The sequence below is a fragment of the Pokkaliibacter sp. MBI-7 genome (assembly GCF_029846635.1).
Taxonomy (GTDB): domain Bacteria; phylum Pseudomonadota; class Gammaproteobacteria; order Pseudomonadales; family Balneatricaceae; genus Pokkaliibacter.
Genome location: NZ_JARVTG010000002.1, coordinates 997,464 through 1,009,506 on the forward strand (window position 1 = coordinate 997,464; position 12,043 = coordinate 1,009,506).

General features: G+C 55.0%; 9 protein-coding genes. 6 read left to right on the forward strand and 3 right to left on the reverse strand.

Annotated features, from left to right (window positions below):
• The first annotated feature begins 284 nt into the window (after positions 1–284).
• From QCD60_RS24310 to fliB, 4 genes are all read left to right on the forward strand, one after another.
• Positions 285–1,796: a sugar ABC transporter ATP-binding protein gene (locus QCD60_RS24310; protein ID WP_279789282.1), complete on the forward strand. Its 1,512-nt coding sequence runs from the start codon at positions 285–287 to the stop codon at positions 1,794–1,796.
• A 29-nt stretch (positions 1,797–1,825) separates the two neighbouring features.
• Positions 1,826–2,812 (forward strand): ribose ABC transporter permease, encoded by a 987-nt coding sequence (locus QCD60_RS24315; protein WP_279789283.1) that lies wholly within the window; start codon positions 1,826–1,828, stop codon positions 2,810–2,812.
• 73 nt (positions 2,813–2,885) lie between these two features.
• Positions 2,886–3,818 carry an ABC transporter substrate-binding protein gene (locus tag QCD60_RS24320; protein ID WP_104153959.1) on the forward strand — a complete coding sequence of 311 codons (933 nt, stop codon included), beginning with the start codon at positions 2,886–2,888 and terminating at the stop codon, positions 3,816–3,818.
• A gap of 170 nt (positions 3,819–3,988) precedes the next feature.
• Complete coding sequence (gene fliB / locus QCD60_RS24325) at positions 3,989–5,161, forward strand: flagellin lysine-N-methylase (protein ID WP_279789287.1); 1,173 nt, start codon at positions 3,989–3,991, stop codon at positions 5,159–5,161.
• A gap of 296 nt (positions 5,162–5,457) precedes the next feature.
• Here fliB and QCD60_RS24330 read toward each other — a convergent pair whose 3' ends face one another.
• Entirely contained in the window at positions 5,458–7,545 is a 2,088-nt protein-coding gene (locus QCD60_RS24330) for an EAL domain-containing protein (protein ID WP_279789289.1), read from the reverse strand.
• Between the two features lie 19 nt (positions 7,546–7,564).
• Positions 7,565–8,164, reverse strand: a complete 600-nt coding sequence (locus tag QCD60_RS24335) for a YfiR family protein (protein WP_279789291.1) — start codon at positions 8,162–8,164, stop codon at positions 7,565–7,567.
• Positions 8,165–8,536: 372 nt separating this feature from the next.
• Between QCD60_RS24335 and QCD60_RS24340 the strand changes: the two genes are divergently transcribed.
• Positions 8,537–9,424, forward strand: coding sequence for a LysR family transcriptional regulator (locus QCD60_RS24340; protein ID WP_279789293.1), 888 nt, complete (start codon positions 8,537–8,539; stop codon positions 9,422–9,424).
• A gap of 120 nt (positions 9,425–9,544) precedes the next feature.
• On the opposite strand, the gene QCD60_RS24345 is transcribed toward QCD60_RS24340, so the two are convergent.
• Positions 9,545–10,096: an RNA polymerase sigma factor gene (locus QCD60_RS24345; protein WP_279789295.1), complete on the reverse strand. Its 552-nt coding sequence runs from the start codon at positions 10,094–10,096 to the stop codon at positions 9,545–9,547.
• Between the two features lie 679 nt (positions 10,097–10,775).
• Between QCD60_RS24345 and QCD60_RS24350 the strand changes: the two genes are divergently transcribed.
• Positions 10,776–11,948 (forward strand): pectate lyase, encoded by a 1,173-nt coding sequence (locus QCD60_RS24350; protein WP_279789296.1) that lies wholly within the window; start codon positions 10,776–10,778, stop codon positions 11,946–11,948.
• Positions 11,949–12,043 lie beyond the last annotated feature (95 nt).

The window sequence follows — 12,043 nt, forward strand, 5'->3', positions numbered from 1 at the left end:
AAGAAAAACTACTCACAGTGATCTTGCACGGTAGTCGTGACGGCAGCCAATGCAACCTTTGTACCGTCAGCTCCTCGCCGATTGTACTCATGGGGTCAGAATAGAATCGATCAATATTTGCGGAAAAGACCGCCTCTCTGCCCTTCACAATCACCAATGTTTTCAATCACGAATATTTCAAATGTTAACGGGCCCATGCCCCGATCAAATCTGCCATTCACATAAGCCCTGTGTAATCCCCTCCATCAGAAAACAATTTCAAGAACAACTGACCGGAGGCCGAGATGCACGCGGCGATACCGACTCCTGCCGAACTGACCCCGCTGCTGGTGATGCAAAACATCGGCAAACGCTTCGGCGCAGTACATGCCCTCAAGGGCGTGGATCTGCAACTCTATCCGGGGGAAATCCTGGCGTTGATGGGCGAGAACGGCGCAGGCAAAAGCACGCTGATGAAGGTTCTGTCCGGTGTATATCAGGCTGATGACGGCAGCATCCTGCTGGATGGCAAGGCCTGCCAGCTGAAAGGCCCCGCCGATGCCATAGCGGCAGGTATCTCCATCATCCATCAGGAAATCAAGCTCTCGCCCAATCTCACCGTGGCGGAAAACCTGTTTCTCGGTGCCGAGCTGAAAAAAGGCTGGCGCGTGGATCGTGCCGCCATGAATCGGGAGGCCACGCAGGTACTGCAGCGCCTGTCGTGCAGTTTTGCCGCTGACTGCAAGGTCGCCAGCCTGTCCATTGCTGAACAGCAACAGGTGGAAATCGCCCGGGCACTGTTAAGGCAGTGCCGGGTGCTGGTGATGGACGAACCCACCGCTGCACTTTCCAACCGAGAAACCGAGGCCCTGTTCCGGGTGATCCGCCAGCTGCGTGACCAGGGGCTGGCCATCGTCTACATCAGCCACCGTATGGCTGAAATCTATGCTCTGGCTGACCGGGTCAGCGTACTGCGCGACGGCACCTATATCGGTACGCTGGAAAAGCAGCAGATTGATGCTGAACGCCTGGTACAGATGATGGTTGGCCGCCCGCTCACCTCGCTGTATCAGAAAAGCCAGCCTCACGCTTTTGGCGACACCGTGCTGCAAATCGACGGCCTGACCGACGGGACTGACGTCGCCCCCTGCTCGCTCAGCCTGCGCGCAGGTGAAGTGGTCGGTCTGGCCGGTCTGGTGGGCTCAGGCCGCACCGAGCTGGCAAAACTGATCTTTGGTGCAAGCAAGGCCAGTGCCGGCTCGCTCTCCATGCAGGGCCGGACCATGCAATTCAGACATCCGCAGGATGCCATCAACGCAGGCATTGGCTATCTCACCGAAGACCGCAAGGAGCTGGGCCTGTTCCTCGATATGAGTGCCCGCGACAACATGCTGCTCAACGTGTTACCGAGCTTTTCCTGGCTGGGCTGGCTTAAACATCCCCGCCTCAATCAGCGCGCGGATGAATGCATTGACGAGCTTAAGGTCAAGGTTGCCCATCGCAACGTCAGCGCAGGCTCCCTCTCCGGCGGTAATCAACAGAAGCTGCTGGTAGCACGCTGGATGGAAATCGCCCCCAAAGTGCTGATTCTCGACGAGCCAACCCGCGGCGTGGATATCGGCGCCAAAAGTGAAATCTACCGGGCCATCAGTGAGCTGGCCCTGCGTGGTGTGGCGGTGCTGATGATTTCCAGCGAGTTGCCGGAAATTCTGGCCATGAGTGACCGGGTACTGGTCATGCGCGATGGCCATATCGCCGGTGAGCTGCCGGGCAACACCACTCAGGAAGCCATCATGGCGCTGGCTACCGCGGCCTGAACCGAATTCCCTGCGTTACGGAGTCACCAATGAATACAACAACACTGACCGCTACGGCTCAGCCCGGGAAACCACGCGAGCTGAAAAACATCATGCGGGCGATGGGCATCCTGCCGGTGCTGATCATCCTGGCGTTGATCTTCTCGCTGATGTCTGAAAACTTCCTGACTCAGGACAACCTGCTCAATATCGCCCGGCAGGCTTCCATCAATATCGTGCTGGCCGCAGGCATGACCTTTGTCATTCTGACGGGGGGAATCGATCTGTCGGTCGGCGCCATTCTCGGCTCCTCCGCAGTGGTCGCCCTCGCTCTGAGCCTTGACCCCGGATTTGCCGGATGGAGCGTCCCCCTTACCCTGCTGACGGGTCTGGGCATGGGTCTTGCCAATGGCCTGCTGATTGCCTTTGTCGGGCTGCCGCCCTTTATCGTCACCCTGGGTTCCTTTACCGCCCTGCGTGGCGTGGCCTACCTGCTGGCAGACGGCCAGACCCTGTTCAATGCCGACATCAGCTTTGCCTGGATCGGCAACGATTATCTTGGCCCCTTCCCCTGGCTGGTCATCATTGCACTGGCCGTCATTCTGGTCAGCTGGCTGATTCTGCACCACACCGTGCTCGGCGTACGCATCTATGCCGTTGGCGGCAACATGCAGGCGGCCCGTCTTACCGGTATCAAGGTCGGCGGCATTCTGCTGTTCGTCTATGCCATCAGCGGCCTGTTCTCTGCCCTTGGCGGGCTGATGAGCGCCTCACGCCTGTACAGTGCCAACGGCAATCTGGGTATCGGCTATGAGCTGGATGCCATCGCCGCGGTAATTCTGGGCGGGACCAGCTTTGTCGGCGGTGTCGGCACCATCATCGGCACCCTGATTGGCGCGCTGATCATCGCCACCCTCAACAATGGACTGGTACTGATGGATGTGTCTTACTTCTGGCAGCTCGTCATCAAAGGGGCTGTCATCATCCTCGCTGTGATCCTCGACAAGTATCGCAGCTCCTCGGGTGCCCGCACCTGAGGGCGTACACAACGCCCTCACCGGACCACCCCCATTCGATCCAACGAGCAATCCCTGAACGAGAACGTACACGATGAAAAAAATGCTAAAAACCAGTGTCGCTGCCGTATTTGCTGCCAGCCTTGGCATCACCGCTGCTCAGGCCACCGAGCTGAAATCCATCGGTTTGTCAGTCTCTGACCTGGGTAACCCTTTCTTTGTGCAGATTGCTAAGGGCGCGGAAAAGAAAGCCAAAGAACTCGGCGGTGATAACGTCAAGGTGACCGTGGTGTCCAGCGCCTACGATCTGCAGCGTCAGGTCAGCCAGATCGACGACTTTATCGCCAAGAAAGTCGACCTGATTCTGATTTCTGCTGCTGATCCGAAAGGGATTGCCCCAGCCGTCATGCGTGCCAAAGCGGCAGGCATCAAGGTACTGGCAGTCGATGTAGCAGCCGAAGGTGCCGATGCCACCATCACCACCAACAACGTTCAGGCTGGTGATATTGCCTGTGAGTTTCTGGCCAAGCAGATGGAATACAAGGGTGACGTGGTGATCATCAACGGCCCACCCGTATCCGCCGTGGTTGATCGCGTCGAAGGCTGCAAGAACGTGTTGAGCAAGTACCCCGATATCAAGCTGCTGTCAGACAAGCAGAACGCAGGTGGCAGCCGTGAAGGCGGGCTGGAGAAAATGACCTCGCTGCTCACCGCCTACCCCAAACTGAAAGGCGTCTTTGCCATCAATGACCCAACCGCTATCGGTGCGGAACTGGCCGCCAAGCAGGCACGTCGCAGCGACTTCATCATCACCAGCGTCGATGGTGCACCGGTAGCACAGGAAGACCTGAAGAAACCTGAATCCATGCTGGTGGCCACTGCAGCCCAGTTCCCCAACCTGATGGCGGAAAAAGCCGTTGAAGTGGGATACGGCATGCTCAACGGCACCATGCCTGACCAGCAGGTCATCCTGATTCCGGCTGAACTGGTCAACAAAGACAACGTCAAGGATTACCGTGGCTGGTAATTGACGCCTCCACGCTCCGTCTTTCGGAACAAGCTGTTATCACCCTTTGCAGGCCCGATGCTGTTTATCGGGCCTGTTTTTTAGCCATCTAAACACAACGCCCCAGGCCGAACCCGATCAGGCATTTGCGCCACTCAAGGCATCAAAGTCATGCAGATTGAGGGAAAACCATGGCGCAGCCCACCACTCTGGCCTTTGCCTATATCGAAGAGTTCCGTTGTCTGACAGACCGCTGCCCGGATAACTGTTGCCATGATGACTGGCGCATCGCCATCGATGAAAAGCACGCCAGGCTGTACCAGCACACCTACCCGGCCCTGTATGACATCATCGCCAAAGATGACTCGGGCTATCATATGCGCCGCGACAAGGCGCAGTGCCCGGCACTGGATCAGGGCCTTTGCGCCATTCACCGCGACTATGGCGAATCCCTGCTGTCCGATACCTGCATGAACTACCCGCGCATGTACCGCGCCTTCGACCACTTCCAGACCAAGGCAGGCACCCTCAGCTGTCCCGAAATTGCCCGCAAGTGCCTGACAGATGCTCACCCTTTCGCACTGGTTGACAGTGTACTGCCTGACCATCATCAGGACGGCCAGGGGCTGATTCAGCAACAGACGCAGGGGCTGGATGCCTCCCGCTGGCAACAGCTACAGACGGCGCTGATTGGCCAGATACTGGATAGTGAACGGAGCCTGCCAGAGGTATTACAGCGGTTAGCCCTGCAGGTGGAAGCGATGGAGCAGCAGCCTGTGACCGAGTGGCAAACACTGTTCGACAGCCCGGTCGCACGGCAGCCAGCCAGTAATGCCAATACGCCCGGCTCTTCCACCTTGCCTCTGGTCGTCCTGCTGGAGCAGCTGGATCGGCCCGGCACACCGGAAAGTATGCGTCAGGGCGTCCTCAATGCCTTTGATGTGCTGCCCACCGAAGGCCAGCCTGAGTTTCGTCTGCAACCGCGTTATCAGCACTACTATGCTCAGTTCAGCAAAGCGCTGGATCAGCGACTGCAGCGCTATACCGCCGCAGAAATAACCCGAACCGGCTTTCCGCTGTTGTCCAACACCTCGGCCGGTCAGGATTACGGCCTTAGCCTGCGCGAATGGTTCCATACCCTGGTGATCCGGGTCATGTCACTGCGCTTACTGGTGGTCATCAACAGCGGCAATAGCGATGCGACAGCCCTGGCAACAGATGAGCAGTGGGTGGAGTGGGTCTATCAATTCAGCCGCAAGGTGAATCACCAGCCTGTTGGCCCCTGTGAACTGGCGTTGCGACTGGAACTGAATGAGCAGGGACTGCCCCGTCTGGCGACTTGTCTGGATTTCAACGCTTTATAGTGATTTGTCGGCGGTGGCGTTTCCCCGCTTTCAGCAAACAATTCAGCCATACAAAGCTGAACAGAAGAAAGCTTTGGAAAGGCAAGCCTGGTAGAAGAAAGTTCAGTAGAGGAAAACTCAGTAAAAGCACGTATCAGGAAAATAGCACTGAGCCCTCGGGAGAGGGCTCAGCCTGCCGGATAGCAGAAAGCAGGGCGATTGACCTGCCTTGCCCTGTACTTCAGAACCTCATTGTATAAACGAAGATAGCATCAGCGACGGATCCGGCTGTTGCCGCCCCCACGCCGAATACATCCTTATGTCCCCACACCACTTCTCACCCGCTCCCGGTCAGCAGAGCGATTTCTTGCCACCAGAATCTGGGTGGCCTGCATGGCGGGCACCGGGCGACTGAAGAAGTAGCCCTGCATCTGGTCACAGCCAATATCGCGCAGCAATTTGGCCTGCATTTCGTCTTCCACTCCTTCAGCAATGACTTCCATATTCAGCGCCTCGCCAATCGCCACCACGGCTTTGATCAGGGCCAGACTTTCGCGGCCGTTGTTCAGGCGGGAGACAAAGCTGCGGTCCACCTTAATGCGATTGAAGGGGAAGCAATGCAGATAGGACAGCGAAGAGTAGCCGGTGCCGAAATCATCAATAGCCAGCAGGAAGCCCACCCGCAGCAACTGCTGCAGCCGGGTACGCATCACTTCGGTGGTTTCCAGCAGTGAGCCCTCGGTCAGCTCCAGCTCAATGCTGCCTTCCGGCAGGGCAAAGCGCTCCAGAATGGCACAGAGACTAGCCATGGCCGGTTCATTGCGAAGCTGATAGCCCGACAAATTAATGCTGACACGCAGGTCTGGCTTGATCCTCTGCCACTCGGTCAGCTGGGTGCAGACCTCAGTCAACACCCATTCACCAATGGGGATGATCAGGCCGCAGTCTTCTGCAATGCCGATAAACTCACTGGGTGCAATGGCGCCGAGTTCGGGGTGATGCCAGCGTAACAGCGCTTCAAAACCAAACAGCTCATGGCTCTGCGAGCCGTACAGCGGCTGATATTCCAATACCAGCTGACGCTGCTGGATAGCATCGTGCAGGTCATGCTCCAGGCGAAACTTGATATCCATGTCGTCAACGCTGCCGGGCAGGTAGAGACAGTAGGCATTCTTGCCCTGCTCCTTGGCCTGATACATGGCCATATCGGCATAGCGCACCAGTGAGTGCTTGTCCTTAGCCTGTTCGGGATAAAGACAGGCACCAATACTGGCAGTGACAAAGACCTTGGTGTTCGCCACGTTGAAAGACGGTGACATCACCTCCAGCAGGCGATTACCCAGATACTCCAGCTGACTGCTGCTGGCCTGATGCTGAATGATGATGGCAAATTCATCACCACCCAGCCGGCACACCATGTCATGCCCACGCACACTGGACTGCAGGCGTTCAGCTACCAGTCGCAGCAGATCATCACCGGCCTCATGGCCAAGGGTATCATTGATTTTCTTGAAGCCATCCAGATCGATAAACAGCACCGCACAGCTGCCTGACTGAAGCTCCGCCTGAAGAACAACCTCTTCCAGCTTTTCCTTGAAGTAATGGCGGTTGTGCAGAGAGGTGACGTTGTCGTAGTAAGCCAGCTGATTGAGCCGAAACTCCGCCAGCTTGCGTTGCTCAAGCTCCTCACTCAAGCGCGAGTGGTGGCGCTGAAGCTGGCCCATCATCCGGTTAAAACTGTGGGCCAGCTGCCCCACTTCATTGTCAGGCAGTACATCAGCACGCAGACTGAAGTCCTGATACTTCTCAACTTTCTGGGTGAGCTGGAACAGCTGATACAGGGGCTTGGTCAGGCGGGTGGCAAAGCGCCACCAGAGCTGATGAGAGACTGCCAGTGCGATAATCACCGCCAGCAGGCCGAACAACAGGTCAAAACCCAGACTGCGATAAAGTGCGGCCAGACTGTTTTCAAGAGCGAGGGTGCCGATCACCTGCTCGTGCAGCGTCACAGGGTGATAAAGCGTCAGGCTGCACCAGCTGAGATGCCAACCCTGCCCGTTCGCCTGCAACGGCTGGCAGGTCGTGTCACCTGCCCGCGCAAAATGTCCGAGCACTTGCCCATCCGGCAGGAACACGGATGCCTGACGAATAGCGGGCACCACCTCCAGCGCCGATAGTACCTCCTGCGCATCGCCTTTGTCGCCAAAAACAATGGCAGCGGCGATGTTGCGCCCGGTAATGCTGGCATTCACCTGCATATCTGCCAGCAAAGCCTGACGCTTGCCAAGCACTTCATAACTCAGGGTGCATATCAGCAATATCGCCAGTGCCAGTGCGGTCAGACGCACCCCCAGCATCACCAGCTGCCAGCGAATCGTGCGGTATTTTGTCTCAGTGGTCGCCATCTCATCTCCCTCTCTGGCGCTAGCGCGAAGCCACATCATTGGCCAGCTTCAACAGGCGGGCGCTGAAGTTCAGCCCCACATTGCGTGCTGCATACAGATTGATATCGAACTGCAGACGGTTGTCCCGGTTGGCCAGACCAATCATGAAGCCACGGGGTACGCCTTCTTCTCCGTCGGCCACCGTCAGCACCGGCAACGATGCCAGCTTGTGCAATGCCTGACTGAGGCTGTCCTGATGTTCGCTGTCGAGAAAAAACATGCGGCAACTGCTCCAGTCCTGATCCAGTTCGGTATGGACAATCTCTACCCGTGAGCCCTGCTGCACGGGTTTGCCCTCCAGTCGGTGCAGGGCTTCGTCCATCGAGGAGTCGCCCAGCACACAGAGGCGGAACGGCGCACCAATACGCTCGGGCCATTCAGTAAACAGCGCAAAGTTATAGAGATAGGCCGCCTTGACCGAACGGCTGGCCGTATCAGCAAGGCAGCTACTGGCCAGCAACCCGGCCAGGGAGGCGACGATGATCAGCAGATGCAGGGAAACGAAGCGCCGGACGGACCTGCGGAACGTCTTGGATCTGCCCCCTTCCATGTCGTGCAATGTGCCTTGCTGATGAATCATTTACCGCCACCTGCTGCTCAATAGGTGTTCAGGATCTACTGCGTATGTGCGCCCGGTTTAACCTGCAATCAGATAATCGTTACCTGCTGGCAATAGGTGGTCAGAGTTCAGGTCTGTGTTCCCTTCCTGTCGCTCAATTACTGAGCAATCTGACTATTTGCAGCCCCCGCTGATACTGCGCGGATCTGACCGGACGGTATAAAAGGAAGGAGTACTGCAAATCTTTGTAGGGCTTTCCCTACATATCATGAAGTCAATATTTCAACTGACAGCTCCAATATACTTAAACGTTTGAGCCGCAATTGATGGCAGATATTTTTTTAGGGATATTGGCTGGAATGTTTTTTCGCATCACGCAGTACAGGCCGCCTCATGAACACCCTCAATGCCATGCAGTGCTTTTGCAGAATCGTTGACCTGGAAAGCTTTGCCAGTGCAGCCACCGATCTTGGTGTATCAACCGCACAGATCAGTAAGCAAATCAGCGCGCTGGAATCTCACCTCAAGGTACGCTTGCTTAACCGCACCACGCGCAGAGTCAGCCCGACTGAAATTGGCATGCTCTACTATGAAAAGTGCCAGCAGATTCTGACCGACCTCGGCGAGCTTGAGAGCATGATCGAGCAACAGGGCAAGGAACCGCAGGGTGTGCTGAAAATCAGTGCTCCCATTGATTTCTCTACCATGTACCTGATGGATGTCTTTACCGCCTTTCAGCAGAGCCATCCGAAGATTCAGCTGGATATCAATCTCAGTGACCAGTTTGTCAGCCTGATTGATGAAGGGCTGGATGTCGCGATCCGTATTGGTGACTTGCCTGACTCAACGCTGGTTGCCAAACGTCTGAGTACCACCTATCTCAGCCACTATGCAGCTCCGCGCTACCTGCGTAAGCACGGCACCCCGCAAACCCTGGAGGAGCTGAGCGAGCATCAGACCTTACGTTATGTGATGAATGGCCGCGAATTCGGCGGTGCATTACAGAAGAGCCGATGGACCATGTCCTGCAATAATGGACGGGCGATGTGTGAAGCAGCAGCCCATGGTGCGGGCATTATCACCAAGCCCAATTTTATGGTGCTGTCCTATCTGCGCGAGGGATCACTGGTAGAAGTGTTGTCGCAGCACCGCCGGCCACCGGTGGGCATCTATGCCATCTACCAGCACCGTACGCATGTGCCTTGCAAGATTACGTACTTTGTCGATTTTCTGGCGGACTATTTCCGCGATCAGGATATCTGGAATCATCCTCCGGGCTAAGCAGCACGGCTCAGTATACGTCGCGGGTACGAGCGCTCTGCCTGATGCCAGCGGCATAGAAGCCGTATACATCAGAGGCCAGCCTTGATAATGAGCGGATGGCCTCACTATATCTCCCATTTACATCTCCATATGCCGTTTCAGGCTCTGTCGTGCGCGCGACAGGCGTGAGCGGATAGTGCCAATCGGTACCCCAACATGGTCAGCGGTATCCTGATAGCTGTACTCAGCATCCACAATCAGTTGAAACATGGACTGGATGTCATCAGGTAAGGCATCCATGGCTGCGACAGCACGATCAAGCATCCGCTCATGCTCGACCAGCATGCCGGGATCATCTTCGATTTCACTCTGTAGCTCTGACAAAAGCACGTCCGTCATTTCGTCCAGCTGCGGCTGACCATAGTGACGCTTGAAGTAATTACGGGTCAGGTTCACTGCGATACCAAACAGCCAGGTTTCCGGTTTTGAACCACCATTGAATCTGTCTTTACAGCGCATGGCCTCCAGATAGGTCAGCTGCAGTACATCTTCTGCATCTTCGCGGTTCCAGATACGCTTCTGGATAAAGCGCTTGAGCCGCTCATTCTGTGTACGACAAAGTGCTTCGATATTGATGACTGCCGGACTCTCACTGGCAGTATTGACTGGCATCGCACTGATACTCTGCATATCCATCCCCTTATAACCCTTCACTACGCAGTAGCTGCTGCAATTCGAAGTACGCTAAATCGATTTCATCTGAAACAAATTCCTATCAAATGCAATCGGCGGGTAAAGATATAGCAAAGAGAATTAATCAATATCAATTAAGAAAGAATATTAACCGTATAGTTAAAATCTATCCAAGACTCGCACAAAAACCAATTTAATTCTTATAAATCAACACCTTATAAACATTTACCATGTTCTTCGGAACCCTTACCAATTGTTTACATTTTGGAAATTAGCTATTAACAAGACGGCTTATTTTTGGATCAACAATATACGTAAAAACCGCCAACAATTAGTGTAGGACTATCCCTACAAAGAATATAAGAATTAATAGAGACAATACCCAACACCGATATAGCAATTTAGAAATCACAAATGACGAAATTGCAATATCAGCACATCGTGATATTCATTTTTGCTTGTGTCACTGCGCTGCGGTTCAGGCTCCGCCAGCTGGAACAACGGTGCAGATAAATGTGCAAAAAAACGGAACCACTGTAATGCCCTCACCACCCAGCTTAGGCCTACGCCCGCTGCTCAAATAAGCCTCCCATGGCTTCATGCAGCATCTTCACGACAAGGTTTTTGCCGTCCGCTTTGTCAGTTAACGAACGTCGCTATGCTGAGGAAGAGCACCATGATCAGCCTTGAAATACGCATACCCCTCTCCAACGACTGGCCCCAGTCGTCTTCCACCGGTTTAAACAGTGGTTCTCAAGCCAACGCGGGCAAACAACCCGATCAGACGGGTCAAAGCCAGGGTGATGACCCGCTCAGGCAACTGGTCATGGCGCTGATGCAGGCACTACAGGGTCTGGGACAGAACCAGTCAGGAGGCAACAGTAACTCGTCATCCCCGCAAGACCCGTTTAGCAGCCAGAGCAACAGCAACAATATGCTGCAGGATCTGGGTAAGGAATTGCTGAATAACTTGTTTAGCAGTAATGGCAATGGCAACCAGCTGTCTGATACGACCAAACCACTGAGCCGCGACGTCGGCAAGATGATGGACAACAACCCACAATCCTTTGGTAATCCCACCAGCCCGCAGACGCCCGCAGAAACAGGTAAAGGCGGAGGCTACAGTCAGGGAGACACCAGCAAGTCAGACAGCAGCCCGGCGTCTTCCCCTACCACCAGCAACGGCGAATCGACCGTCACTAATAACAGCTCCACCAGTTCCAGCACAGGCGCCAGCAATGTTGCCACCGCTATGTTCCCCAAAGCCTCCTCCAATCCCATCGTGCTGGATGAACCCATCGTCGTGAAAGCCGGCGAAACCTTTAATGGCGATGGTCAGACCTACACCGCCAGTAGCAAACTGGGTGATGGTGGCCAGTCAGAAAATCAGAAGCCGCTGTTTATTCTCGAAGATGGAGCAAAGCTGGAGAACGTGATTATTGGTAATAACGGCGCAGACGGTATTCATACCAAGGGTGATGCCAAACTGGACAAAGTTCACTGGACCAATGTCGGCGAAGATGCTCTGACGATGAAAGGCAGCGGTACGGTCGAAATTTCCAACAGCAGTGCCAAAGGTGCCGCCGACAAGATCTTCCAGCTCAACGCCCCGGGCACCCTGAAGCTCGACAATGTGCAGGCAGATGATTTTGGCAAGCTAGTACGCACTAACGGTGGTCAGCAAGGCGACTGGGATATCTATCTCAACAACGTCACCGCCACCAACGGCAAGGTTAACCTGCTACAGAGTGATAGCAACGCGGTCAAGGTACACGCCAACAACGTCAAGACCGAGAATGTCAAAGAGCTGTATGTCATACCCAAGTCCGGCACACTGGACATTTCCTGATTGCTCCTTATTTTTCACGCAACCGGATGGCTTACCGCGTCACTAAGACTCTGTAAGCGTCCGGTTAGAGGCGTTTGCTGATTAAAAATGCCACA

Bases quoted from the DNA above. Each gene is read 5' to 3' on its own strand.
- QCD60_RS24310 (WP_279789282.1), top strand. From the start codon at position 285: ATGCACGCGGCGATACCGACTCCTGCCGAACTGACCCCGCTGCTGGTG.
- QCD60_RS24315 (WP_279789283.1), top strand. From the start codon at position 1,826: ATGAATACAACAACACTGACCGCTACGGCTCAGCCCGGGAAACCACGC.
- QCD60_RS24320 (WP_104153959.1), top strand. From the start codon at position 2,886: ATGAAAAAAATGCTAAAAACCAGTGTCGCTGCCGTATTTGCTGCCAGC.
- fliB (WP_279789287.1), top strand. From the start codon at position 3,989: ATGGCGCAGCCCACCACTCTGGCCTTTGCCTATATCGAAGAGTTCCGT.
- QCD60_RS24330 (WP_279789289.1), bottom strand. From the start codon at position 7,545: ATGGCGACCACTGAGACAAAATACCGCACGATTCGCTGGCAGCTGGTG.
- QCD60_RS24335 (WP_279789291.1), bottom strand. From the start codon at position 8,164: ATGATTCATCAGCAAGGCACATTGCACGACATGGAAGGGGGCAGATCC.
- QCD60_RS24340 (WP_279789293.1), top strand. From the start codon at position 8,537: ATGAACACCCTCAATGCCATGCAGTGCTTTTGCAGAATCGTTGACCTG.
- QCD60_RS24345 (WP_279789295.1), bottom strand. From the start codon at position 10,096: ATGCAGAGTATCAGTGCGATGCCAGTCAATACTGCCAGTGAGAGTCCG.
- QCD60_RS24350 (WP_279789296.1), top strand. From the start codon at position 10,776: ATGATCAGCCTTGAAATACGCATACCCCTCTCCAACGACTGGCCCCAG.